Source organism: Oenococcus alcoholitolerans (assembly GCF_051852995.1).
GTDB classification, from domain to species: Bacteria; Bacillota; Bacilli; order Lactobacillales; family Lactobacillaceae; genus Oenococcus; species Oenococcus alcoholitolerans.
Genome location: NZ_CP176042.1, coordinates 572,855 through 595,856 on the forward strand (window position 1 = coordinate 572,855; position 23,002 = coordinate 595,856).

Genomic DNA, 23,002 nt, shown 5'->3' on the forward strand with positions numbered 1-23,002 from the left:
ATTCAATCCCTTTTAGAAATATATAACCTTTGATAATCGATGTATCATGCAAAAAGCTTTAAACTATGCTTTTTCTATTTATTAAGAATTGGTAAAAAAAAGTTAGCAAGTGATAAACTGTTTTCATATGAAAGAACGAGGAATGTTATTTTTGCTTTCTGGACCCTCAGGTGTTGGTAAAGGGACAGTACGAAAAGCTTTATTTAAAAAAGAACCACACAAATTACTTTATTCTATTTCAGCGACCACTAGAAAACCGCGCCGTGGTGAAGTTGATGGGAGAGATTATTTTTTTACTACTAAAAGCAAATTTGAAGAGATGATCAATGCCGGTCAAATGCTGGAATATGCCCAATATGTAGATAACTATTATGGTACTCCCAAGAATTGGATCGATGATCAAAGGGAACAAGGCAATGACGTTTTTATGGAAATAGAAGTCAATGGTGCTATGCAGGTCAGAGCTAAAGTTCCTGATGCCATTTTGATTTTTCTGTTGCCGCCGGACTTGATGCAGTTGAGAAATCGTCTTGAATTAAGAGGAACGGAGTCTGATGAAGTTATCGATGAGAGGCTGAAAACGGCTCGTCAAGAGATTTTAATGATGACGAACTATGATTATGCCGTTGTAAATGATAAAGTAGATAGAGCGGTTAAAAAAGTTCAGACTATAATAGATGCTGAACGTTTGAAAGCTAAACGCTTAGCCAACGGCTATATGAAAATTTTGGAGGTTTAAGATGAGCCTAATGTATCCATCAGTCGATGATTTATTAAAAAAGGTCGACTCTCGTTATAAGTTAATATCACTGGCGTCTAAAAGAGCAAAGGAATTAGAAGAGCTTCCAAGATTAAAGGAAGAACTATTAAAGCTCAGGCGCGAAGAAAAGCCTACTGATCGTGATAAAAAGCGTATGCAGGATCTGGCGATCCAACTTGATTCTTTGGTCGGTCCAACACTTGAATCATATAAATCTGTAAAGCCGATCGGGAAAGCGCTCGAAGAAATCGACGCCGGCAACGTTAAGATCGATCCGATCAAGCAAGATAAAAGCGAAGATTAAATCTTCGCTTTTTTTGTATCTCTTTTTGAAAATGTAAATATCGCCGGCAGAAAAGTTATGACGACGATCGCCAACAGGATCAAAGTGAAATGTTCATTGACAAAAGGAATATTTCCGAAAAAGAAACCTGACCAAACAGCTAAACTCGCCCACGAAAATGAGCCGATGACTGAATATTTCAAAAAACGTTTATAGGGGAAACCCGATACAGCTGCGACAAAGGGGGCAAAGGTTCTGATTATAGGCACGTATCGGGCTAAAATAATAGCCGAGGGACCATGTTTTTCATAAAAAGCCTCTGTCTCTTTAATTTGCTCAGGTTTGATCACATGCCCTATTTTTGTCTTTAAAAGGGCAGGTCCAATTTTGTAGCCGATAAAAAAGTTCATTGAGTCGCCAAGAAAAGCAACTATGAAAAAACCGACCCAAAGGGTCCAAACGTCTAGGTGTGTATTTTGCGAGGCGGATAACGCTCCTGCAGCGAACAGCAGTGAATCTCCCGGCAGAAAAGGCATGATCACAGCGCCCGTCTCTATTAGGACGATGATAAACATTATCAAATAACTCCAGAAACCGAATTGATTGACGAAATTTGATAAATGAGTATCAAAGTGAAGAATTAAGTCGATTATAAATTGCATATATTTAAGTATATCAAGACTAGTTAATAGATAAATAAAATAAAGATATAATAGTCTTGTATGAAATATGAGATCGGACAAAAAGTATATGGAGTTATTTCAGGTGTGCAAAGCTACGGGGTCTTTGTTCAATTAGATCATAATGTACAAGGCCTGGTTCATATATCAGAATGCAGAAACGGCCGAGTCGACGATTTAAAAAAATATTTTCATGTCGGACAGCGTGTTGAATCGATCGTTTTGGATATTGACGATTACAGTAAAAAAATCAGTTTAAGTTTTCGGCAGCTTTCTATTCCGATCATCAAAGCAAAGGCCTTGCCCAAAGAGAAAAAAGATCATCGGATCTATAAACATTTTTGGACTTCTTCAAAAGTCAAGACAGGTTTTAAACCAATAAAAGAAACGATAGAATCCAATAAAAACGAGGCTTTAAAGCGGATAAGAAAAGATTTTTAGAAAGAAATTAAATTTTTTTTAGAAAATATGTTGACGTTCGCCAAAATATTAGTTAATATATTTAAGTCGCGTGTTACTGATATGGAAAACGCGGCGGTTGATCGTATGGACGCTTAGCTCAGCTGGGAGAGCATCTGCCTTACAAGCAGGAGGTCACAGGTTCGATCCCTGTAGCGTCCATTTGGGAATCTTGGTTGATTCCCAATGTTAATTGACAATACGCCGACTTAGCTCAGTTGGCAGAGCACCGCTCTTGTAAAGCGGGGGTCGGAGGTTCGAACCCTCTAGTCGGCAGAGGGTTTCCTCAATAATTATTTGCGAACGTAGTTCAGTGGTAGAACATCACCTTGCCATGGTGGGGGTCACGGGTTCGAGTCCCGCCGTTCGCTGTGCCACTATGTGGCAATGCCGGCGTGGCGGAATAGGCAGACGCACAGGACTTAAAATCCTGCGGTAGTGATACCGTCCCGGTTCGATCCCGGGCGCCGGCATGTCCTTTAATTAGGATGGTCACTCTGACCGCTAGGCTGGAAGTTAAGTTTTTGCACCATTAGCGCAATTGGATAGAGCGTCTGACTACGAATCAGGAGGTTGTAGGTTCGACTCCTACATGGTGCATCGGTCTTTAAGGCCGTCTGGGCACGGACAAGTGATTGTTTGTGTACTGAGTTTGACTCGGGACATAGCTCAGTTTGGTAGAGCACCTGGTTTGGGACCAGGGGGTCGCTGGTTCGAATCCAGTTGTCCCGATTGAGCTTTTGCTCAATCGATCGCGGTGTAGCTCAGCTGGCTAGAGCGTCCGGTTCATACCCGGGAGGTCGAGGGTTCGATTCCCCCCGCCGCGATTGGCTCAAGAGGGACCTTTAGCTCAGTTGGTTAGAGCAAGCGGCTCATAACCGCTCGGTCGCTGGTTCGAGTCCAGCAAGGTCCATTTGGCCAATAGTAGTTGGAGAATTACCCAAGTCTGGTTGAAGGGAACGGTCTTGAAAACCGTCAGGTCGGGAAACCGGCGCAGAGGTTCAAATCCTCTATTCTCCATTGCCTAGGGCAAAATAATATTATCGCGGGGTAGAGCAGTCTGGTAGCTCGTCAGGCCCATAACCTGAAGGTCGTTGGTTCAAATCCAGCCCCCGCAATTGACCGCGGACGCGTGGTCGTCTGGATGTTTAGCTATTAGGTGAATATTCATTGGTCTCATGGTCTAGTTGGTCTAGGACGCCTCCCTGTCACGGAGGAGATCGCGGGTCCGAATCCCGCTGGGACCGGTCGATATTTTTATCGATTGGTTAGGATTGGCTCGGTAGCTCAGTTGGTAGAGCAAAGGATTGAAGCTCCTTGTGTCGACGGTTCGATTCCGCCCCGCGCCATTGGAGGTAACTCCTTTTGCGAATGTAGCTCAATGGTAGAGCTCCAGCCTTCCAAGCTGGCTACGCGAGTTCGATTCTCGTCATTCGCTTTGGACTATTAGCTCAGCTGGTTAGAGCGCTGTGTTGATAACGCAGAGGTCCCAGGTCCGAGTCCTGGATGGTCCATCGGCAAGCAGGCATTTTATATGAATGTTTGCTTGCCGATTTTTGTTTTAAACACTTTTAAGGTCAGACGGAGATTTACTCAAGAGGCTGAAGAGGCGCCCTTGCTAAGGGTGTAGGTCGGTTTATCCCGGCGCGAGGGTTCGAATCCCTCAATCTCCATTTTAGTGTAACGTGAAGATGCACAAAGCTCGCTGTTAAGGCATTTTCAAGATTTAAGATGTTGTGAATATGCCTAGATATTACCTTAAAAAGTAATACGAAAAGTAATATCGTTTTTTAAGAAAGTGAGGTTGATAAGATGACCTCACTATATAATCTCAATAATCTCAATCAAGTCATTAAATAAATCGAAAAGAGACTAAAAATGACTGAAGAAAATAATTTTTTGATAAGTGAAAAAGATTTTGATGATTTAAATGACAATGTACAAGTACTTAATGATCTGATGTTTGTTTTTGGCAATAGTACAGGATCTAATTGCGAATTTAATTCTTTTGACAAAGATGGCTTAAAAAAGCTTTTAAGTGTTCTGGATGATTACAAAACTATTCAAAGTGTCAGCAGTTCGATAGTAATGTTGGTAAGAAATCTTGCTGACAATATTGAAACTATTGAAAAAGCTCAATACGAAAATAAAGCCAATAAAATTAGTTAATAATCTTCGATATGAAGTTAATAACTTTATTAAAAGCGTCTGTAATGGGCGTTTTTTATTTCCAGTCATCCCCAATAGCGTGCGTGCTTAATAGTTATTTTATGCATTCAGCAATGAGGATGTTTTAGATAGCTTACAAGCCTGCAATAACTCAAAAGCAAAGTTAATCAAGGCTTTATATGTCTGTACCAAAACACTAATAAACACTCTTTAAAATCTTGTAGTAACTATGAGATATTAACGGTTTATAGACCCGTTTAAAAGCGTTTAATAACTCTCACTAAAGTTCTTGCTGACAATCTAAAAGACGTAACCGGCATAAAAAGCATTTAAGAAAATTTGTTCAGTAATTCAGGCTAATAATAAAGTTTGTTAAAGTCTTTAAAACGATATCTTCATAATACAAGGTTAACCTCAGGTTAGTTAAAGGTTAGTGTTTTTTAAGTAAACTAACCTGCACAAAGTCAGTCATACCAAGGGTTTAAGCCTTATAGGTTAGTTAGGTTAGCTAAATATCAAACATCTCTATATATACATATATACTACCTGTACCAATTTTCTATAGTCTTTTACGATATACACCTAACCTAACTAACCCAAGGTCTATAAAGCCCGTGGTTATGCGCTTTTGAAAGTTGATTCGGGTTAGTTGTAGGTTAGTTGCGGGTTAATTTAGGTTAATTTAGGTTAGTTTTGACTAATCTTTTTTGAATAAATTGCATAAATTGCATAAAAAAAGACCTTATTTCTAAAGCCTTTAAGATGTTGCCTATACCAGTTTTCTATAGTTTTAACAAAATGACCCGACGTCATATTTTTGTATATCCCTGAAGGTTATGAGTGTTAGTTCGTTTCCAATCAGTTCTTTTTTCCATAATCATCGCTATTTCATTTCTGATCTGTCTTTCTTTTTTGCCATTTAAAATAATTCTTTGATTGTCTTCATTGATTTTTGCCAAAACCATACTGACTAATTGTCTTAAAGAAAAATGTTCTCCTGTTTTTACTTCTTCTGCAATATCATTCAAGTTCTCTTCGATTGAATCAGTAGCAATAAAGCCCTCTTGTAATTGAGTTAGTTGCTGTGTTTCTAAGTCGTTCAACACGATTGAATATCTATTTTTATACAGTGTTACCGCTTCTCCCCAAAGCTGTTTAATCTCTTCCTGTAACTCTTGCGGGTTAGTTTTAGTAATATCAGCTTTGCGCTGATCTTTGTTAGTATTAAAAATTAGATACCGCCTAGCGCCTGTTTTGTCTTTGATGGGGGTCGGTTCGTTAGTAGTCAAAGCGATCACAAAGCCTTTATCATGTCTTCTCAGGTAATGTCCGTAAGGTGCTCTGTACTCAATAAATTCTTGCGTGATAAACTTTTTTGTAGCGCTGATACTGGTTGCTTTGCTGGCTACCATCTCATCATCATTGACTATCCAGCGCCCGACCATTGCTTGAATGCTGTCTTTATCGCTAAAGCTGGTAATACTATCGGTGTACCAATCCTTAGATACAGCTAGTTTTTTTAACAGTGTTGTTTTGCCAATACCTTGCTGGCTACCTTTAATTAGTAATACATAGTCGGCTTTTGCGTCTGGTTTAAAAGCTTTAACAACCGCCTCGACTAGCCAAACTTTAAACATTCTGATATTAAAATCATTCTGGTCTATGCCTAGATATTTATTTAAAAAAGTGTCTATTCTATTTTCGCCATCCCAATTTAAATAGGCGTCATCTAAAAAATTTTGCAAGGGATGATAGCTGTAATTGTGAGCATAAGCTTTTGTAGCATTATCTGCGATATCAGGTTTAATCTGGTAACGAAAGTGCTGACTGGCATAGAATCTAAAGGCGTCAATAAAGTCATCGTTAATATTACCCTTTTTGATATTAAAAGAACCGATTTTAAAGGTCTGGGTAATGTCGATCTTGTGCGATAACAGATTATATCTCAAAAGCTCATCCCCTAAGGGTTTAAGCATTGCTGTCAAGATTAAGTAAGCATTAGTAATGTCATCGCTGATTAGTTGATTATTTGCGTTACGATGAAAACCGTCATTAATAGGGGATGTATTAAGGGCTTTAAGCTGTGTTTCTAACTCATTCATTTAACCGCCTTATCCAAAGCCCGTATATCGACTAAATCACCATTAAAATGATTGTCTAAATGCTGGGCTAGCTGTTCAATAATCGTATAGTTATCAAGTTGCTTATAATAGTTCGCAGCTAAAGTTGTATAACCACGATCTTGTATTTTCTTATATTGATCTGTTAAAAATCTTTGTCCAAACAAAGCCCGTAAGGCTATTTGATCTAAATATCTTTGCGGGCTTTTATAAAGTTCTTTGTAATTGTTTACACTTAAACCATTGATAGTCTCAAGCATGGTTATGTCTCCATTGATTAACTTTGTTTAGAAAGCCGTTTGTTAATCCTCTTTGTACGCCTAATCTGGCTTGCTGGCTTTGATTTTCTCTTGAAAGTGCTTGTCTTAAATAGGGCTGAGCTTCTTGATTACTGGTAGCAAGAAACACACCCTTTTGATTGCCATGAATATCGCTAATTGCTGGAATTGAGTAGTCAGTTCTTAGTTCGTGCATATATATACGTATTTGCCTGACGTTCCAACCGAATTTATCTGCTATTTTTTTAGCTGGAATCGCATTCTGTCTACCAAAAGGCAACGAATTGGCCAGTATTCTTAGATTTTCTGGCAAGTTTTCGTACTCGCCTGAATCAAAGAAATGTGTATTTATATTTCTGCTGTCCGCGTGGGAATCTTGCTGACTACTGTTAGAATAAATATAGATATCCTCTTTGATATCTGCGTTAGGTTTCTTACCACTGCTGTACTCGCCAAAGTTTTCAGTGCTAAGAGCTTTTTTTATTTGTTTATTTTTCATTTACCTGATCTCCTTCTTGCTGAAATATTTCAGCATGTCAGCTGTTTTATATAGCTTTAAACTGTCGACCAATATAGGCTTGATAGCGCCTGTCTGTACCAAGCGATCGAAAGTTCTTGTTGAAATACTGAATAATTTAAGAACGTCTCTGCGTCTGAATGTGATAGGGAAGAACTTCTCATCATTATTCATGAGATAGCTCCTGAATAGCTTTTAAAATTAATTCTTTTTTGTTGATAGTTAAGTCATCCTCGAATGAAAGCCATTCCCAAAGAGTTGCACGATTAATACCAATTTTATGAGCTAATGCGTATCGTTTAATATTTTTGTTTTTGATGATTTGTTTGAGAGATTTTGTTTTTGTCGTCATTTTTTACTCCTTTGTTTTAAGGCTTTTCATTGCCTTGATTTAAATATTATGGTGTCGTGGATGCTTTTTACTTTCAAAACAGCTAATTGCGCGTGATTGTTGATGTTTATTTATTAGTTTTTTTGTTGTACAATATCCCCGCCAAAGACAAGGCGTTAAAACTCTCGTGATTTGTTTGAGATTGATTATGTTTGTGTCGTCATCGAAATAATTCGATGAAAATTAAACAAAAAACTTTAAAAAATGGACTTAAAAGCTATTATTTTAGAATCGTATTAAACGGCAGACCGACTATGAAAAGCGGTTTTACCAGCAAAAAAGAGGCTACCAATGCCTATCGTGCTTACAAAGTAGCTGAAGCCAATGGGCAGCTAGAGAGCCAAAAAACAAAGCGTGTGAAGTTTTCTGAACTGGCTGAAGAATGGTTAAAGACCAAAGCCAAAAGCGTCAAGCCGTCCACTTTAGTCAAGATAAAAGAGCGTTATAACTTGCATATCAAGCCTTATTTTGCGGGGATGTACTTAGATGAATTGACCCCGATCAAAGCGCAAAAATACGTAAATGACCAAGCGAAGGGATTTGTTCGTTATGATTGGACAATAGGTATCGTTTCTCAGATATACCAAAAAGCTCTTCAGTATGGCTACATTGATAAGAATCCTTTTGCCAACGTGGATAAACCAAGACGCAAAAAAGCACCCGTTAAAGACTCAGTGAAGTTCTACGATAAAGAACAACTCATCAAGTTTTTAACCAGTGCTTATAACTTATATGCTAAAGACCATTATAGCCGATATGTATTTTTTAGGTTATTAGCCTTTACCGGTATGCGAAAAGGGGAGGCATTAGCATTGCAGTGGTCAGATATTAATTTGATCAGCAAGACCCTATCAATATCCAAAACCTTAACAACGGTTGCTAGCGGGGAAATTGTTTCTAATCAACCTAAAACGCAAGCGGGCAATCGCATAATTACGTTAGATGATGATATGGTGGCTGTTCTAGCTGAATGGAAGTTAAAACAGCATGAGCAATTTAAAGAGCTGGGCTATCCATCATCCCCGTGTCAGTACGTTTTTAACAGTGCAACTAATTCATTTATCACACTGGGCAAACCTAGAAACTGGTGTCGAGAGATTGCTGAACATGCAGGACTAGCGCCGATCATCATTCATGGTTTCAGACACACTTATGCCACCTTAGCAGTTCAGGCTGGTATGGATATTAAACAACTCCAGTACCAGCTCGGGCATAATGATGTGCATACCACTTTACAGATTTATGCCGAGGTTACTAAAAAGCAGAAAACAGAAACGGCAAGTATATTTTCAAAATTCATCAACGAAAGTAATATTAAAAGTAATATTTAAAATTATTAAATCGTTAAAGCCTTACGGGGCAAGGGATAGAGCGTTTATGGTTCGAATCCCTCAATCTCCATTTTAGTGTAACTTTAGAGGTTAGAAATAGCATGGTTGAGGCATTTCTAAGAATTCAAAGCGTCATTATGTGACTCAAATTACTCAACTTTGCAACTCAAAAGAGTAATCAAAAAAGTACATTTAATTAAAGCATTCTCAATTTAGAAGGGTGCTTTTTTTGTATTCAAATATCCGTTATTGATAACTAAATATACGGACGCGTGTTCATTCCTTTGAGGCTTTTTTAGTCATGCACCATAGTGCAGGAGAGCAGCGATCAGAATTAAATTATTCGATTATATGAATCAAAAAGTACATTTATCAGTTATCTTTTTGACTATTTTTTATTTTAGTGATACTATTCACTTAACATTTAAGTTAGTGAAGAAAATGTCAAATAAATTATTTTTACAATTAAATGCAGATCAAACTCTACTACTAAGCTTGTTAAGTTTTAACCTAACGAGTTGATTTTGTTTTTGATCGTTAGGCTGATTTGTCTAGCGATCATCAGGGGTAGATAGTAAAGCCTAAACTGGTTCGTTGGCAGATCGGTTTAGGCTTTTTTATTTATTTCATATGGGGAGAATTGATTATGAAGGAAATTTCTTTTTTTGATACTACTTTAAGGGATGGCGAGCAGACTGTTGGTGTTAATTTTAGCGTTGAACAAAAGGTTTCGATCGCTAAAGCACTTGATGAATGGGGAATCGAAGTGATCGAGGCAGGTTTTCCGAGAGCTTCAAATGAAGATCTTTTAGCTGTCAAAGAAGTTTCTAAGGTCGTTAAGAGTGCTGCTGTAACTGGATTAGCCCGTTTAAACCAAAAGGACATTGACGCTGCTGTTGAATCCGTCGCGGAAGCTGGAAGACCGATGATTCATTTATTTATTGCTACATCCCCAGTTCATCGCGAATCCAAGCTGCATATGAATAAAGAACAGATATTGGACAAAATCGCCGCCGACGTTGATTATGCCAGAAAACGTATGCCGTATGTGATTTTTTCTCCAGAAGATGCTACGAGGACTGAGGATGATTTTTTGATCAAAGCTGTCCAAACGGCCATTGATTTTGGGGCGGACAGGATAAATATTCCAGATACAGTCGGCTACAGCACTCCTGAAGAATTTGGAATGATCTTTAAACTTTTAAAGGATAGGGTAAAAGGATCTGATCAAATTATCTGGTCTGCTCATACTCACAACGACTTGGGAATGGCAAACGCTAATGCTTTGAGTGCTATCGAACATGGAGCTGATGAGGTACAAGGAACGATAAACGGGATCGGTGAGCGAGCCGGCAATTCTGATTTGATCGAAACTGCCGCAGCTTTAAAAGTCCGCCAAGATTATTTTCAAGCTCATTCTTCGATCAATTTGAAGATGAGTAAAAAAATATCAAATATCGTTGCCAATGCTGCACAAATGCCGGTGCCTAAAAATAAGGCGGTCACTGGGACTAATGCCTTTTCTCATGAATCCGGCATTCATCAAGATGGTTTTTTAAAAAATCCGAAAACTTATCAATTACTTGACCCTGCTGATGTTGGCATGTCATATCACCTGCCTTTAGGCAAACTGTCTGGTTCTCATGCTCTTTTTACAAAATTAGCCTCGCTTGGTTATGACATTGATCGAGATCAGTCTGGTGATATTTTCAAAATTTTTAAAAAGTCAGCTGAGAAAACCGATATAGTAACGGACCAAATGCTGAAACAAATGATGAAAAGGTATCAAGAAAATTTTGTGAAAAAGGGAGAATTTTAATCATGACAGCGAAAATAGCGGTTTTAGAAGGAGATTATATCGGACCGGAAATAATGTCTTCCGGGCTAGCCGTCCTTGCTGCAGTCTCAGCTAAATATTCCTTTGACTATCAGCTTTTTAATTATCCATTTGGCGGTCAAGCAATCGATAAAACAGGTCAACCGCTTCCAGAGGAGACTTTGCAGGGAGCAAAAGAAGCTGATGCAGTTTTGTTGAGTGCTATTGGTGGTCCTAAGTGGGATAAAGCCGAAAAAAGACCCGAACAAGGTTTACTGGAAATCAGAAAAGAATTATCTTTGTTTGCTAATATTCGTCCAACCAGGATCCTGCCCAGCCAAATCATTTTCTCTCCTCTGAAAGCTGCGATCGTGCAAAACACTGATTTTGTGATCGTTCGTGAACTGACTTCCGGCGCTTACTTCGGCAAACCCAGATCTTTGGATTCGGAAAAAGCTATTGATACGATTTTTTATAGTAAAAATGAAATCGAACGTATAATGCGGCAAGGATACGATTTGGCCATGAAAAGAAAAAAGCACGTGACGATCGTTGATAAATCAAATGTTCTGGCAACTTCTAAACTTTGGCGTCGAATAGCAAAAAGAATATCCGTTGATTATCCTGCGGTTAAAACTGATTTTTGCTATGTCGATGCTATGTCGATGGCTTTATTAGCAAAACCATCACAGTTCGATGTTATTATCACGGCCAATCTCTTTGGCGATATTTTAAGCGATGAAGCAGCTCAGATCAGCGGTTCGATAGGCACGATACCTTCGATGTCGGTCGGCAGTCAAGGACCGAAATTATACGAACCGATCCATGGTTCGGCACCCGATATTGCTGGTCAGGGTATCGCTGATCCAATATCGATGATAAATAGTGTAGCTATGATGCTAGAGCACAGTTTTGATCGCAAGGATATGGCAGATGAGATCCAAAAGGCAGTCGATTTTGTTCTGGCATATGGACCTTTGACGCCAGACTTGAATGGACAGGCTGCGACTGAACAAGTTACAAAAGCGATCACTAAAAAGATTTTAGAAAGGAAAATCGACTGATGGGCAAAACTCTATTTGATAAAATATGGCAAAAGCACGTCGTTGCCGGAGAAGACGGACAAGTTCAGCTGCTTTACGTTGATCTGCACTTAGTTCACGAAGTCACGTCGCCGCAGCCTTTTGAAAGTTTACGCGAAAACCATCGTACTGTACGCCGACCCGACCTGACTTTTGCTACGATGGATCACAATGTTCCAACTAAAAATATCTTCGATATCAAAGATAAGATGTCAAAACTGCAAATGAAAACACTCGAAAAAAATGCTCGAGATTTCAACATAAGGTTGGCTCCGATCGGCGATATAGATCAAGGTATCGTGCACGTGATCGGCCCTCAGCTCGGTTTAACGCAGCCTGGCGAGGTTATCGTTTGCGGAGATTCGCACACTGCTACACATGGTGCCTTTGGTTCGATCGCTTTTGGTATTGGAACCTCTGAAGTTGAACATGTTCTCAGTACACAAACGATTTGGCAGCTAAAGCCTAAAACGATGGGGATAAAAGTGGTCGGTAAATTACCGAAAAATTTATTTGCAAAGGACATCATCATGGCGATCATTGCTAAGTACGGTGTTTCTTTTGGAACTGGTTATGCGATCGAGTTTTTCGGACCGGTCATAGAAAACTTGTCCATGGAAGAACGGATGACTATATGTAATATGTCGATCGAAGCCGGTTCGAAAACGGGACTTGTTCGTCCGGATGAAAAAACTTTTGCTTATATCAAAGGCCGTAAATATGCACCAAAAAAAATTGAAGAGGCTGTCAAATATTGGTCAAATTTTTATACCGATAACGAGGACGATTTTGATAAAAAAATAATCTTTGATGTTAGCGGACTTAAACCGATCGTAACTTGGGGAACTAATCCCGGCATGGCGGTAAAAATAAACGAGAAGTTTCCAGAAATCAGGAATAAAAACGATCAAAGAGCCTATGAATACATGGACTTAAAACCAGATATGCTTGCCTCTGATATCCCTCTCAGCTATATTTTTATCGGATCTTGTACGAACGGCCGATATGAGGATTTAAAAGTCGCGGCAGAAATCATGAAGGGCCGTCATTTAGCAAAAAACATCACCGCTTGGATCGTTCCCGGCAGCAGGTCGATCAGAAATCGCGCGATCAAAAGCGGGCTTGCAAAAATTTTCGAAGATGCCGGCTGCCAGTGGCGGGAACCGGGCTGTTCCGCTTGTTTAGCAATGAACCCTGATAAGATCCCGGCTGGCAAGCATGCGGCTTCGACTTCTAATCGTAATTTTGAAGGCCGCCAGGGCGCCGGATCAAGAACGCATTTGGCTTCACCGGCGATGGTAGCAGCAGCTGGGATCGCTGGTCATTTTGTTGATATAACTAAAGAAAATTTTTTAAATGATAAGGCGGAGGTCGAATAAAATGAAAAAATTTATAAAGGAAACCGGTACGATCGTTTCTATTCCAGATGATGATATCGATACCGATACTATTCTGCCAAAACAATTTTTGAAAAATATTTTAAAAACCGGCTTTGGCCGTAATTTGTTTTTTGATTGGCGCTACCTGGCTGACGGCAGACCAAATCCTGATTTTATTTTGAATAAACCGGAACATAAAGATGCGACTATTTTAGTTACCGGTAAAAATTTTGGCTCCGGTTCTTCTAGGGAACATGCTGTTTGGGCCTTGACTGATTATGGATTTAAGTCAGTTATTGCCGGCAGTTTTTCGGATATATTCTATATGAATGCGACTAAAAATGCACTATTGCCGATAGTCCTTGATGATGAGAAGCGTTCGATTTTACGATCGCTGGCTGCCGATCAAAAAATAACGATCGATTTGCCTGCACAAAAAATTTATTGTTTGGATCATATTTTCGCTTTTGATATCAATCCGCGCTGGAAGGAAAACTTTATCAAGGGACAAGACGATATAGATGTAACGATGAAATATGCAGATAAAATCAAAGAATTTGAAAAAAACAGACCAAATTTTAATTAAAAAAGGGGATAAACATGACAGATAAATTTGTTGATTGGAACGGAACAGCAGTTGAAAAAGGTATAAATATCCTTAGCAAAACCGGCGGAATGATCGTTAGTCCGACAAAAGTTGGTTACATAATCATGACTTCAGACGGCAAAGGATTAAGGAGAAAATTCGAAGCCAAGAAACGTAATTTAAATAAACCCGGCGTAGTTCTTTGTTCGTCTTTAAAACAACTTGAACAACTGGCAGAAATGACACCCGAAATCAAAAAAATGTATGAAAAACATTGGCAGGAAGACATTCTTTTAGGCTGTATCCTTCCTTGGAAAAAAGAGAGCGAAAGTATTATTCCTGATGACGGCAGTAAAGAACTGATGATGGATAAAAGGCATACCAGCTGTTTTGTTATTAAATACGGAAAGCCAAGCGAACAGATCGCTAAAGAATTGTGGGATAAATATCATAAATTTTCTTTTGCGAGTTCGGCTAATCCTTCCGGCAAAGGAAACAAAGGTCTTGTTGAAAATATTGGTCAGCGGATCGAGCAAAGTGCTGATTTGATAATCAAAGCTAATGATTACGTCAAATCTATTCAACCGAAGGCAACTATCGATACCCGCTATGAACAGGGAGTCATGGTCTCAATGGTCGATAAACAAGGGAAACTGATTCCAGAACAGGATAACAAAAGGGGGATAGAACCTTGTCCAGTGGTTATCCGCAAAGGTTTAGATGTTGATAAGATCATGAAAATCATGAGTGATATATTTCCAAGCTGGGAGTATCGCCACGGATATTATTATTGACCGTTTTTAATAATTCCAACGAAGTTTGGTTATCATATCCATTGCTGCTCGTTTGATGGGGAAATTTTCCCTTACTAGAGAACCGATTCGATGAGTATTTTGAAATATTTTTTGATACTTTTCTTCGTCCATTTTATTGAATTCTTTCTCTATCTGCCTAAGGTCGCTGATAACCAAACCGATACCATTTTTTAAAACAAAGTCTGCCGCTGCTGAATCTTTGTATACGATCACCGGTTCATCGGCGGCCAAGTACATAGAGAGTTTATGGGGCGAATTATATTTTTCATAGTCGCCCAAAATACCGGTTACACCGGGAAAACTATCAGAACTCCATACCAGGCCGAAAGAGCCTTCTAATTGATGAGTCAAAGCTTCATGGTCAAAATTCATCTATTTTTTTGACACTATCTCTTATTGTAATTTTTGGTAATAACCTAATATATAAGCTTTGGCTACTTTTATTTTTAATTTTTTTTACGAGTAATTTAAAAGATTCGTTAGCCATCTCGATTAAGTTTGTTGAAATTACGGTTAATTTTGGTGTTACCATTTTTGCAATATCCGTGTCATCAAACGACATTACCCCAATGTCTTCGGGAATTTTATATTTGTTTCCTTGCAAAAAAGCGAGCAAGATAGAAGCGTAGCCGTTATTTACGGTAAACCATACATCCGGCATATAACTTATTTTTTTAAGCCTGCTCAATAATTCATGTGGGTTGTCCTCTGCAACGTTAGTTATAATATGCTCATCTTCTAAGGTCATGGATCTATGATTTTTAATTGATATCTTAGCTCCTATGAATCGTTCCATGTAGCTAGGTGAAAAATTAACATTGCCAATAAAACCGATTCTGTGATAATTTAATTTTTCTAAATAATCAAAAGCAATCTGGGTACCGTCAATATTTTCTGTTAGGACACTATCAATTGGTGTTTTTGGAGAATGATCATCTATTAATACTATAGGTAATTTTAAGTTTATTAAAGTATTGATATATTCTACAGAAATAAACGAAAGTACCAATATCCCTTCATAATGGTCTTTTGTTAATTTTTCTGGTACCTTTATTTTTTCTTTCATTGCTTCCGATACTGTAAATACATCTAATAGTAGACCTGCTTGTGAAAAATCCCTTTGTAACTGATTTAATATAACACCAAAAAAACTACGGAGCTCTAAAGTAAAGCGAGTTGCTATGAGCGCTATTCTCTTTTTTTTAAAAAAAACGTTAACATTATCGCTTCTATTTTCTTTTATTTTGTACCCCAGTTCTCTTGCTTTACGCTTGACGATTTGTCTCGTTTTTAAACTTACGCCTTGTTTATCATGCAAAGACCGCGAAACGGTATTTCTAGAAATATTTAGTTCATTAGCTATGTATTGGGTTGTTATTTTTTCCATTTTTTCTCCAATGTAACGTTACATAAATTTATTTTCTCATTTAAATGCCTATATTTCAACTGATTATTTCAAAATATTGACACGTAGTAATTACATTACTATAATTTATTGTGTAAGTGAAAGCGCTTACACAATGAGGAGAATAGGCTATGAATACTAAGAAAATTGCTTTAGGTACTTTGGGAATGATTTTAGTAGCTTCTCTAACAAGCTTTATAATCCCAAATAAAGATTCAATAGCCAAAAGCAATAATAAAACCCAAATTACTTTTTGGGCTGCGCCAAATCCAACACAAGTTAAATATTGGAAAAAAATGGCAACTGATTTTGAGAAAAAAAACGGTAACATTGAAATAAATGTGACTCAAATGAAGGAAAGCCCTTCTTCTGAAGCTACTATTCAGTCTGCTATCGCTTCTGGAACTCAGCCTACTATGTCTGAAAACATTACTCGTAGTTTTGGCGCTCAGCTAGCCAAAAGTAAAGTGATTATTCCTTTGAATAAGGATTCTTATACTAAAAAATCCTTCTCGAATATTGTTCGTACTAGAGAAATGAAAAAAACAATGGGAAATTGGGAATTTGCTAACGGTAACCAATATGTCTTACCTATCTATTCAAATCCCATGCTTTTTGGATGGAGGATTGATTTACTTAAAGAAATTGGAATTAATCATGTTCCTAAAACTTATTCAGATGTGATTAAAGTATCACGCGCCCTTAAGTCTAGAAAAGGAAAAAATGTCGTTTGGGCCTTGCCTACAGGGACTGACCCAACCGCTTGGCAACGATGGTTTGATTTTTTCCCGTTATATGATGCTGCAAGTAATGGTCATGAATTTGTTTCTGGAAATAAATTTAAAGGAGACTCTAAAGCGGGTAAAGAAGTTTTTTCTTTTGTTCATCAACTTTACAGATCTGGGAATTTATTGACTTCTAAAACTACTGATCCATTTGAAACAAAATTATCTGCTATGAGCATTATTGGCTCTTGGACATTTCCTATTTGGAAGGAAAAGTATCCAAACTTAAAATTTAATAAAAATTATACTCTTTCATCTCCAGTAGTACCAGATAATATGAAAAATGCAAAAAACATTAAAACGTATGCTTATTCTAAGGGGATAGTAATTTACTCAAATTCAACAGCTAGACAGAAAAAAGCAGCAATAAAATTTATGAATTTTGTTTTCAGCAACCCGAAAAATGACGTCCAATTATTGAGAACAACTTCTTTGTTGCCAGCTCGTGATGACGCTGCATCTAATTCAGAATTTAGAAATTATTTTGCAGCTAATCCATTTATGAAGGTTTATGCACAAAACGTTCCTAACAGTGTGCCTTCCATAGATAATAGTAATTATAATGATATCCAAGAAGATTTAGGAAAGGATGGTTGGATTCCAGCACTGAAAGGAAGCAAGACTCCTAAGAAAGCATGGGATGATATTGTAAAAAGAATTAAGGGAAGCTTGTAAGTTATGAGAAGGCGTAATAACAAGCTCGGATTTGCTTTCACTGCACCGTACATTATTTTTACTATTATTTTCTTTTTGCTTCCGTTGCTATGGTCCGTGTGGCTTGCCTTTACTAATTGGAATTTAATTTCGCCTGAAATAAAAAATGTTGGTTTTCAAAATTTTATAGATGCTTTAAAAAGTCCTGCTATTCATTCGTCTTTTTTCGTGACATATAAATTTTTAATTGTATTTGTTCCTTTAGCTATCTTTCTTGCAATGCTAATTGCATTGTTAGTTAATGGATTACCTAAGTTTAAAGGACTTTACCTTGTTGCATTTTTCCTTCCTTATTTATCTAGTGGAGTAGTCACCTCTCTTATCGTTAAAGGGATTCTTTCATATAACGGTCCTATAAATGTTTGGCTACGAAGTTCTTTTGGGATCAAAATAGATTGGTTAGGAAGCCCTAATGCAGCATTATTCATAATTTCTTTTATGATCGCGTGGAAAATGTCAGGATATTATGCACTAATATTAATTTCTGGACTTGAAAGTATAAATTCTGAAATCTACGAGGCGGCAAAAATGGATGGCGCTTCTTCACAGGCAACTTTTTGGAAAATAACCATACCAATGATGTACCCATCACTATATACGGTTGCAATTCTAGCTGTAGGAATTAGTTTTGGCATTTTTACTGAAGTTTATCAATTGACTGGCGGTGGACCTAACTATGCGACCAATACTTGGCAAATGGAAATTTATAACCAAGCGTTTGTTAACTTGAAATCTGGTTATGCTTCCGCTATTGCAATCATAGCTTCTGTAATTACTTTTTTGTCAATTTCCGTTATAAGGAAAATGATTGAATTTTGGGGGAAACATTATGGCTGGAATTAAAAAAATCCAAAAAAAATTTTGTTACGTTATTTTGCAACCACTATATTGATGTTTGTGATGATTTATCCTTTTATTTATTTGGTTCTTAATTCATTTGCTGTTTGGAATCAGGTTGACAAGCAATTTATTCCTACTAGTTATACTTTAAGATCATGGAAATGGCTATTTGGCAACAGTTCTACTGCTGCACCAGCTCCTTGGATTCATGCTTTCGTTAACACATTTATTGTAACGACAACGAGTGTTCTGCTTATGATGATTTTTGCCGTTTTGGTCGCATATGCTTTGTCAAAGCTTGAGTTCCGCGGGAAAAAATTTACAAACAATTTTATTTTATTTCAAATGTTTTTTCCGGGAATAATTCTTTTAGTTCCGCAATTTTTGCTTATTACTAGAATTAAGCTTATTGATACCTATTCTGGAATGATTTTACCAACAGCGGTAAGTTTATGGGCAATATTTATGTATACAAACTTTTTTAAATCCATTCCCGACACACTCATAGAGTCCGCAACCTTAGATGGTGCTTCTAAGCTTCAAGTATTATTTAAAATTATTTTGCCTATGTCTAAATCAATAACTACAGTAATTTTTCTTTTTCTCTATACAGAGCGATGGACAACTTTACTGTGGGATATGATAGTTTCAAAAAGTGATGCAACTATAACTTTAAATGTTTTAATTTCTCAAATGTTTGGTCCCTATGGTACTTATCCAGGCCCTATGTATGCTGCTTCGGTCTTGTTAACTTTGCCCTTAATATTAATGTTCTTGGCATTTTCTAAAAATTTTCAAGAGGGGATGCAATATACACTCAAATAGAAATAAAGGATGTATATTTATGGAATTTGTTGATTTATTAATAAATTATGAAAATAATAACAATATTTCAAATCCGAAAAAAATATTTTTTGATGGTGTTGATGGATTCGATGTTTACAACGTTACTGCGCCATTTATAAATAATCATGAAACCATTATTGCAGGCCGTGTTGAAAAACGTAATTCAGAAGATTCAATGATAGTTTTTTTTAAAAGAATCAATGAAAACCATTACGTTAAAACTAACTACAATAAAATTCGTTTGCAAGATCCGTTTATTAGTTTTGTTTTTGGAAAAATTATTGTTGGAGGAGTTCACATTTCTAGATTGCAGAGTGGAGGGCTAACTTGGCACACAAATTTTTATATCGGATCCGATTTAGACTCTTTGACTTTTTGGTTTTCAGGTCCGGAACACATGAAAGATATTAGAATCTCGGAAATGCCTAATAACAATATATTGGTGTTGACCAGACCTCAATCAGGTGAAAAAAATCTTGGTAAAATAGGATTTTTCGTATCAAACTCTCTAAGCGGAATTACTTCTAGTCGCATTGAAAATGCACCTCTTTTGAATAATAATTTTTCCGATAATATCTGGGGTGGACCAAATCAAATAATAAGTATAAAGAATGGGAAGGCATTAGTTTTGGGCCATATCGCACGTAGAAAAAAAGATGGAAAACTTCAATATTGCTCTTTACTGTTTAGAGTAAACATTAATGAGGGAACTATTGAAAATCCTAAAATAGTAGCGACTAGAAAAGATTTTTTGCCTAGTCCGAAAAAAAGAAATGATTTATACGATGTTGTATTTAGTAGTGGATATGATCCAAAGGAAAAGAAAATATATGTCGGAGTTAGCGATACCGAATCGCAAATAGCTAATGTAGATTTAGAAAGTATAGGAAAAATATAACTAATATGATTAAAATCAAAAGATACAAAAACAACCCTATAATTGTTCCTAAAATTATTAAACCTAGTAGGGACGATTTTGAAGTTATAGGTGCTTTTAATCCAGCTGTTGCACAGTATGGAGACCAAACAATACTTCTTATGCGTGTTGCTGAGCGGCCTAAGCAAGTATCTAAAGAATTAAAAATTCCTTTCTTTTCATTGTCTAGTAAAAGTATTGAAGTAATTGATCTTGATAAGACGAAATTTAATTTAAGTGATCCTAGAGTCGCTGCACCAAAAAATTCCAAATACGATTTTAATTACTTAACATCTATTTCACATATAAGATGTGCACGTAGTTTCGATGGAATTAATTTCACGATAGATGATGAACCTTTCATATTTCCTCATAACGAATACGAAACTTTTGGTTTGGAAGATCCTAGATGTACCAAAATAGGCGACGTATACTATATTAACTTTAGCGCCGTGTCACCCAAGGGTGTTTGCGTGGAATTAGTAAGTACTATGGATTTTAAAAGTTATAAAGACGAAGGTGTTATTTTTCTTCCTGATAATAAAGATGTTACTATTTTTTCGGGAATGTCTAGTGGCAGTTACTGGGCACTTAGCAGACCGTCTGTACCTTCAACTGGAAATCTAGATGTATGGATAAGCTCGTCTAGTGATTTGCATGAGTGGGGAAGGCATAAAAAATTATTTGGTGGAAGCAATAGTGACTGGGATAATGGACGTGTTGGAGCTGGTATACCACCATTTTTGACTCCCTACGGTTGGCTAGAAATATATCATGCAGCAAATAATAAAAATGAATACAGTCTTGGCGCTATTTTATTGGATCGAGATGATCCTACAAAAATTATTGCTCGTTATCCAAAACCGATTATGGTACCAGAATACGAATATGAAACAAACGGATTTTTTGGTAAGGTTGTATTTACTTGTGGTGGTATTTTAAACAATAACGATTTAATAATTTATTATGGAGCAGCAGATACTAACATCTCCGTTGCTAAAGTAAATTTGGACGATATATTGTCTGGATTGGAGAAAAATTCCAATGTGGAAGGATAATTATCAACGTTGGAAAAATTTTGAGTTTAAACTTTCGCCCGAATTAAGAAAAGATTTGTTATCTTGTGATGATTTAGAATTGCAAAAACGTTTTAACGGCTATTCGGAATTTGGAACTGGTGGTATACGTTCTTTAATGGGTGCTGGAACTAATAGATTAAATGTATATACAATAGCAAGAGCAACAACTGGCCTAGCCAGGTATATAGAAAATAAAAAAGTATCAAAAGAACATTCAATTGTGGTTATTTCTTTCGATACTCGTTTAAACTCTAAAAAATTTGCATATTTAAGTGCAAATATCCTTGCTTCATTTGGTATTACCGTTTATTTATCCGATAAACCACGGCCTACACCTGAATTATCTTACTTAGTTCGTTTTTATAATGCATTTTTAGGGATTATGATTACTGCTAGCCATAATTCATATAAATATAATGGCTATAAAGTATATAATTCTGACGGTGGTCAGATTACTTTATCTCAAGCAAATGAGATTAAATTTCAAATAAATTCCGTTAAGGATGAGCTTGGACTTTCCATTGATACAAATGTTTTACAACAGCCATTTATTCATTTATTTGGATCCTATTCAGATTATCACTATCTTAAATCGTTAGGAGACGTTGCACAAGATTTACAAACTATAAAATCTCAAGGAAATAAATTAAAAATTGTTTATACCCCGTTACACGGGACAGGCGAAACTTTAGTAACTCAAGGATTACATCGATTTGGTTTTAATAATTTATTTATTGTTTCTGAACAATCTGTTCAAGATCCGTATTTTAGTACTGTAAAACTTCCTAATCCTGAATATCATGAATCTTTTGCTTTAGCTTTGAAACTTGCAAAAAAAGTGAGTGCTGATATCGTGATAGCTACGGATCCAGATGCTGATAGAATGGGACTTGCCGTAAAAGTTAATGATGATTACAAATTTTTAAGTGGTAACCAACTTGGTGCAATTTTTGTAGACTATTTAATCAACAAAAAGAAGTCGCTCGGAGAAGATTTGTCTAAATTTATATTAATTAAGACAATTGTGACTTCTGATTTTGGTAAAGTTATTGCACAAGCTCACGGTGTTAAAGCTTTAGAAACTTTAACAGGCTTTAAATTTATTGGTGAGCAGGTCAAAAAGATTGATTCATTAGGAAGCCATATTAAGTTATTGATTGGATATGAAGAAAGTTTTGGTTTTTTAATTTCTCCATTTGTGCGTGATAAAGATTCTATACAAGCTGTTGTTTTAGCAAGTGAAATATCATTAATTAATAAGATTAATAATCAAAATCTTTATACAGTTTTGGAATCTTTAGAAAAAAAGTATGGTTATTTTTATGATAAATTATTAAGTTATGATTTTAATACAGATAATGATAAGATAAAAATTTTAAATCGTGTTAATATTCTTCGTAAAAAAGTTCCGGATCAGATTTTAGGTTTGAACATTGCTGCGTATGAAGATTATCAGGTTGGAGAACGGGTAAATAAGTGCAACCAAAACAAAGTACCTTTGTCTTTACCTAAATCCAACGTATTGAAAATATTTTTTTCTGGTGGTTCTTGGTTAGCAATACGACCAAGCGGTACCGAACCTAAGATAAAGACTTATATATCAGTTCGTGGAAAAACTGATTTTGAAGCTAAGAATTTATTGAAAAAACTTGTATGTTATGTCAACAATTTTCTTTATAAATAATGATAAAAAGTAATGTTAATATATTTTATAGCTAATTTCCCTGGAATTATTTTGGGGAGTTTAGCAT

24 protein-coding genes and 15 tRNA genes are annotated in these 23,002 nt (G+C 36.6%); 31 read left to right on the top strand and 8 right to left on the bottom strand.

The window, feature by feature from the left end:
- Positions 1-127: 127 nt before the first annotated feature.
- Together gmk and rpoZ are read left to right on the top strand one after the other, a co-directional pair.
- Positions 128-739, top strand: a complete 612-nt coding sequence (gene gmk / locus ACKP2L_RS03395; RefSeq protein WP_439425970.1) for a guanylate kinase — start codon at positions 128-130, stop codon at positions 737-739.
- Between the two features lies 1 nt (position 740).
- Positions 741-1,064, top strand: a complete 324-nt coding sequence (gene rpoZ, locus ACKP2L_RS03400) for a DNA-directed RNA polymerase subunit omega (RefSeq protein ID WP_439425971.1) — start codon at positions 741-743, stop codon at positions 1,062-1,064.
- On the opposite strand, the gene ACKP2L_RS03405 is transcribed toward rpoZ, so the two are convergent.
- Entirely contained in the window at positions 1,061-1,705 is a 645-nt protein-coding gene (locus tag ACKP2L_RS03405; RefSeq protein WP_439425972.1) for a VTT domain-containing protein, read from the bottom strand. The genes rpoZ and ACKP2L_RS03405 overlap by 4 nt on opposite strands.
- 60 nt (positions 1,706-1,765) lie before the next feature.
- On the opposite strand from ACKP2L_RS03405, the gene ACKP2L_RS03410 reads away from it, so the two are divergent.
- From ACKP2L_RS03410 to ACKP2L_RS03490, 17 genes are all read left to right on the top strand, one after another.
- Complete coding sequence (locus tag ACKP2L_RS03410; protein ID WP_439425973.1) at positions 1,766-2,164, top strand: CvfD/Ygs/GSP13 family RNA-binding post-transcriptional regulator; 399 nt, start codon at positions 1,766-1,768, stop codon at positions 2,162-2,164.
- A gap of 107 nt (positions 2,165-2,271) precedes the next feature.
- Positions 2,272-2,344: transfer RNA gene (locus ACKP2L_RS03415), tRNA-Val, on the top strand.
- A gap of 41 nt (positions 2,345-2,385) precedes the next feature.
- Positions 2,386-2,458 (top strand) — tRNA-Thr (locus ACKP2L_RS03420).
- Between the two features lie 23 nt (positions 2,459-2,481).
- Positions 2,482-2,553 (top strand) — tRNA-Gly (locus tag ACKP2L_RS03425).
- An 18-nt stretch (positions 2,554-2,571) separates the two neighbouring features.
- Positions 2,572-2,655, top strand: a tRNA-Leu gene (locus ACKP2L_RS03430).
- A 53-nt stretch (positions 2,656-2,708) separates the two neighbouring features.
- Positions 2,709-2,782 (top strand) — tRNA-Arg (locus ACKP2L_RS03435).
- 58 nt (positions 2,783-2,840) lie between these two features.
- Positions 2,841-2,914 (top strand) — tRNA-Pro (locus tag ACKP2L_RS03440).
- Between the two features lie 21 nt (positions 2,915-2,935).
- Positions 2,936-3,009 (top strand) — tRNA-Met (locus ACKP2L_RS03445).
- 12 nt (positions 3,010-3,021) lie between these two features.
- Positions 3,022-3,095, top strand: a tRNA-Ile gene (locus ACKP2L_RS03450).
- A 17-nt stretch (positions 3,096-3,112) separates the two neighbouring features.
- Positions 3,113-3,202 (top strand) — tRNA-Ser (locus ACKP2L_RS03455).
- A gap of 24 nt (positions 3,203-3,226) precedes the next feature.
- Positions 3,227-3,300: transfer RNA gene (locus ACKP2L_RS03460), tRNA-Met, on the top strand.
- Positions 3,301-3,354: 54 nt separating this feature from the next.
- A tRNA-Asp gene (locus ACKP2L_RS03465) sits at positions 3,355-3,429 on the top strand.
- Positions 3,430-3,458: 29 nt separating this feature from the next.
- A tRNA-Phe gene (locus ACKP2L_RS03470) sits at positions 3,459-3,531 on the top strand.
- Positions 3,532-3,549: 18 nt separating this feature from the next.
- Positions 3,550-3,620: transfer RNA gene (locus tag ACKP2L_RS03475), tRNA-Gly, on the top strand.
- Between the two features lie 2 nt (positions 3,621-3,622).
- Positions 3,623-3,696, top strand: a tRNA-Ile gene (locus tag ACKP2L_RS03480).
- A 69-nt stretch (positions 3,697-3,765) separates the two neighbouring features.
- Positions 3,766-3,855: transfer RNA gene (locus ACKP2L_RS03485), tRNA-Ser, on the top strand.
- Between the two features lie 205 nt (positions 3,856-4,060).
- A complete protein-coding gene (locus ACKP2L_RS03490; protein ID WP_439425974.1) occupies positions 4,061-4,351 on the top strand; it encodes a hypothetical protein in 291 nt (96 codons plus the stop codon).
- An 809-nt stretch (positions 4,352-5,160) separates the two neighbouring features.
- Here the strand turns inward: ACKP2L_RS03490 and ACKP2L_RS03495 are convergent.
- The 5 genes from ACKP2L_RS03495 to ACKP2L_RS03515 are packed head-to-tail and all read right to left on the bottom strand — an operon-like array spanning position 5,161 to position 7,618.
- Entirely contained in the window at positions 5,161-6,453 is a 1,293-nt protein-coding gene (locus ACKP2L_RS03495; protein WP_439425975.1) for a VapE domain-containing protein, read from the bottom strand.
- The gene (locus tag ACKP2L_RS03500) at positions 6,450-6,731 is read right to left on the bottom strand and encodes a hypothetical protein (RefSeq protein ID WP_439425976.1); all 282 of its coding nucleotides are present in this window, start codon (positions 6,729-6,731) and stop codon (positions 6,450-6,452) included. Before ACKP2L_RS03500 ends, ACKP2L_RS03495 begins: the two co-directional genes overlap by 4 nt.
- A complete protein-coding gene (locus ACKP2L_RS03505) occupies positions 6,724-7,248 on the bottom strand; it encodes a hypothetical protein (RefSeq protein WP_439425977.1) in 525 nt (174 codons plus the stop codon). Before ACKP2L_RS03505 ends, ACKP2L_RS03500 begins: the two co-directional genes overlap by 8 nt.
- Entirely contained in the window at positions 7,249-7,440 is a 192-nt protein-coding gene (locus ACKP2L_RS03510; RefSeq protein ID WP_439425978.1) for a hypothetical protein, read from the bottom strand.
- The gene (locus ACKP2L_RS03515; RefSeq protein WP_439425979.1) at positions 7,433-7,618 is read right to left on the bottom strand and encodes a hypothetical protein; all 186 of its coding nucleotides are present in this window, start codon (positions 7,616-7,618) and stop codon (positions 7,433-7,435) included. The genes ACKP2L_RS03510 and ACKP2L_RS03515 overlap by 8 nt, the downstream gene beginning before the upstream one ends.
- A gap of 215 nt (positions 7,619-7,833) precedes the next feature.
- On the opposite strand from ACKP2L_RS03515, the gene ACKP2L_RS03520 reads away from it, so the two are divergent.
- The 6 genes from ACKP2L_RS03520 to ACKP2L_RS03545 all read left to right on the top strand — a co-directional run bounded on the left by ACKP2L_RS03520 (position 7,834) and on the right by ACKP2L_RS03545 (position 14,645).
- A complete protein-coding gene (locus tag ACKP2L_RS03520; protein WP_439425980.1) occupies positions 7,834-8,988 on the top strand; it encodes a tyrosine-type recombinase/integrase in 1,155 nt (384 codons plus the stop codon).
- 643 nt (positions 8,989-9,631) lie between these two features.
- Positions 9,632-10,807 carry a 2-isopropylmalate synthase gene (locus tag ACKP2L_RS03525; RefSeq protein WP_439426194.1) on the top strand — a complete coding sequence of 392 codons (1,176 nt, stop codon included), beginning with the start codon at positions 9,632-9,634 and terminating at the stop codon, positions 10,805-10,807.
- Between the two features lie 2 nt (positions 10,808-10,809).
- Positions 10,810-11,868, top strand: a complete 1,059-nt coding sequence (leuB, locus tag ACKP2L_RS03530; RefSeq protein ID WP_439425981.1) for a 3-isopropylmalate dehydrogenase — start codon at positions 10,810-10,812, stop codon at positions 11,866-11,868.
- Positions 11,868-13,265: a 3-isopropylmalate dehydratase large subunit gene (leuC, locus tag ACKP2L_RS03535; RefSeq protein ID WP_439425982.1), complete on the top strand. Its 1,398-nt coding sequence runs from the start codon at positions 11,868-11,870 to the stop codon at positions 13,263-13,265. Before leuB ends, leuC begins: the two co-directional genes overlap by 1 nt.
- 1 nt (position 13,266) lies before the next feature.
- On the top strand, positions 13,267-13,851 hold the full coding sequence (gene leuD, locus ACKP2L_RS03540) for a 3-isopropylmalate dehydratase small subunit (RefSeq protein ID WP_439425983.1): 585 nt from the start codon (positions 13,267-13,269) through the stop codon (positions 13,849-13,851).
- Between the two features lie 14 nt (positions 13,852-13,865).
- A complete protein-coding gene (locus ACKP2L_RS03545) occupies positions 13,866-14,645 on the top strand; it encodes an L-threonylcarbamoyladenylate synthase (protein ID WP_439425984.1) in 780 nt (259 codons plus the stop codon).
- A 6-nt stretch (positions 14,646-14,651) separates the two neighbouring features.
- On the opposite strand, the gene ACKP2L_RS03550 is transcribed toward ACKP2L_RS03545, so the two are convergent.
- Positions 14,652-15,038 carry a hypothetical protein gene (locus ACKP2L_RS03550; RefSeq protein ID WP_439425985.1) on the bottom strand — a complete coding sequence of 129 codons (387 nt, stop codon included), beginning with the start codon at positions 15,036-15,038 and terminating at the stop codon, positions 14,652-14,654.
- On the bottom strand, positions 15,028-16,053 hold the full coding sequence (locus ACKP2L_RS03555; RefSeq protein ID WP_439425986.1) for a LacI family DNA-binding transcriptional regulator: 1,026 nt from the start codon (positions 16,051-16,053) through the stop codon (positions 15,028-15,030). Before ACKP2L_RS03555 ends, ACKP2L_RS03550 begins: the two co-directional genes overlap by 11 nt.
- A 149-nt stretch (positions 16,054-16,202) precedes the next feature.
- Between ACKP2L_RS03555 and ACKP2L_RS03560 the strand changes: the two genes are divergently transcribed.
- Genes ACKP2L_RS03560 through ACKP2L_RS03585 form a run of 6 tightly spaced genes read left to right on the top strand, consistent with a single transcriptional unit; the run spans position 16,203 to position 22,935 of the window.
- Positions 16,203-17,531, top strand: a complete 1,329-nt coding sequence (locus ACKP2L_RS03560) for an extracellular solute-binding protein (RefSeq protein WP_439425987.1) — start codon at positions 16,203-16,205, stop codon at positions 17,529-17,531.
- Between the two features lie 3 nt (positions 17,532-17,534).
- Positions 17,535-18,413, top strand: a complete 879-nt coding sequence (locus tag ACKP2L_RS03565; RefSeq protein WP_439425988.1) for a carbohydrate ABC transporter permease — start codon at positions 17,535-17,537, stop codon at positions 18,411-18,413.
- 57 nt (positions 18,414-18,470) lie between these two features.
- Positions 18,471-19,235: a carbohydrate ABC transporter permease gene (locus ACKP2L_RS03570; protein ID WP_439425989.1), complete on the top strand. Its 765-nt coding sequence runs from the start codon at positions 18,471-18,473 to the stop codon at positions 19,233-19,235.
- Between the two features lie 19 nt (positions 19,236-19,254).
- On the top strand, positions 19,255-20,154 hold the full coding sequence (locus tag ACKP2L_RS03575) for a DUF1861 family protein (RefSeq protein ID WP_439425990.1): 900 nt from the start codon (positions 19,255-19,257) through the stop codon (positions 20,152-20,154).
- A gap of 5 nt (positions 20,155-20,159) precedes the next feature.
- Positions 20,160-21,230, top strand: coding sequence for a glycoside hydrolase family 130 protein (locus tag ACKP2L_RS03580; RefSeq protein ID WP_439425991.1), 1,071 nt, complete (start codon positions 20,160-20,162; stop codon positions 21,228-21,230).
- The gene (locus ACKP2L_RS03585) at positions 21,217-22,935 is read left to right on the top strand and encodes a phospho-sugar mutase (RefSeq protein ID WP_439425992.1); all 1,719 of its coding nucleotides are present in this window, start codon (positions 21,217-21,219) and stop codon (positions 22,933-22,935) included. Before ACKP2L_RS03580 ends, ACKP2L_RS03585 begins: the two co-directional genes overlap by 14 nt.
- Positions 22,936-23,002 lie beyond the last annotated feature (67 nt).

Bases quoted from the DNA above. Each gene is read 5' to 3' on its own strand.
- gmk (WP_439425970.1), top strand. From the start codon at position 128: ATGAAAGAACGAGGAATGTTATTTTTGCTTTCTGGACCCTCAGGTGTT.
- rpoZ (WP_439425971.1), top strand. From the start codon at position 741: ATGAGCCTAATGTATCCATCAGTCGATGATTTATTAAAAAAGGTCGAC.
- ACKP2L_RS03405 (WP_439425972.1), bottom strand. From the start codon at position 1,705: ATGCAATTTATAATCGACTTAATTCTTCACTTTGATACTCATTTATCA.
- ACKP2L_RS03410 (WP_439425973.1), top strand. From the start codon at position 1,766: ATGAAATATGAGATCGGACAAAAAGTATATGGAGTTATTTCAGGTGTG.
- ACKP2L_RS03490 (WP_439425974.1), top strand. From the start codon at position 4,061: ATGACTGAAGAAAATAATTTTTTGATAAGTGAAAAAGATTTTGATGAT.
- ACKP2L_RS03495 (WP_439425975.1), bottom strand. From the start codon at position 6,453: ATGAATGAGTTAGAAACACAGCTTAAAGCCCTTAATACATCCCCTATT.
- ACKP2L_RS03500 (WP_439425976.1), bottom strand. From the start codon at position 6,731: ATGCTTGAGACTATCAATGGTTTAAGTGTAAACAATTACAAAGAACTT.
- ACKP2L_RS03505 (WP_439425977.1), bottom strand. From the start codon at position 7,248: ATGAAAAATAAACAAATAAAAAAAGCTCTTAGCACTGAAAACTTTGGC.
- ACKP2L_RS03510 (WP_439425978.1), bottom strand. From the start codon at position 7,440: ATGAATAATGATGAGAAGTTCTTCCCTATCACATTCAGACGCAGAGAC.
- ACKP2L_RS03515 (WP_439425979.1), bottom strand. From the start codon at position 7,618: ATGACGACAAAAACAAAATCTCTCAAACAAATCATCAAAAACAAAAAT.
- ACKP2L_RS03520 (WP_439425980.1), top strand. From the start codon at position 7,834: ATGAAAATTAAACAAAAAACTTTAAAAAATGGACTTAAAAGCTATTAT.
- leuB (WP_439425981.1), top strand. From the start codon at position 10,810: ATGACAGCGAAAATAGCGGTTTTAGAAGGAGATTATATCGGACCGGAA.
- leuC (WP_439425982.1), top strand. From the start codon at position 11,868: ATGGGCAAAACTCTATTTGATAAAATATGGCAAAAGCACGTCGTTGCC.
- leuD (WP_439425983.1), top strand. From the start codon at position 13,267: ATGAAAAAATTTATAAAGGAAACCGGTACGATCGTTTCTATTCCAGAT.
- ACKP2L_RS03545 (WP_439425984.1), top strand. From the start codon at position 13,866: ATGACAGATAAATTTGTTGATTGGAACGGAACAGCAGTTGAAAAAGGT.
- ACKP2L_RS03550 (WP_439425985.1), bottom strand. From the start codon at position 15,038: ATGAATTTTGACCATGAAGCTTTGACTCATCAATTAGAAGGCTCTTTC.
- ACKP2L_RS03555 (WP_439425986.1), bottom strand. From the start codon at position 16,053: ATGGAAAAAATAACAACCCAATACATAGCTAATGAACTAAATATTTCT.
- ACKP2L_RS03560 (WP_439425987.1), top strand. From the start codon at position 16,203: ATGAATACTAAGAAAATTGCTTTAGGTACTTTGGGAATGATTTTAGTA.
- ACKP2L_RS03565 (WP_439425988.1), top strand. From the start codon at position 17,535: ATGAGAAGGCGTAATAACAAGCTCGGATTTGCTTTCACTGCACCGTAC.
- ACKP2L_RS03570 (WP_439425989.1), top strand. From the start codon at position 18,471: ATGATTTATCCTTTTATTTATTTGGTTCTTAATTCATTTGCTGTTTGG.
- ACKP2L_RS03575 (WP_439425990.1), top strand. From the start codon at position 19,255: ATGGAATTTGTTGATTTATTAATAAATTATGAAAATAATAACAATATT.
- ACKP2L_RS03580 (WP_439425991.1), top strand. From the start codon at position 20,160: ATGATTAAAATCAAAAGATACAAAAACAACCCTATAATTGTTCCTAAA.
- ACKP2L_RS03585 (WP_439425992.1), top strand. From the start codon at position 21,217: ATGTGGAAGGATAATTATCAACGTTGGAAAAATTTTGAGTTTAAACTT.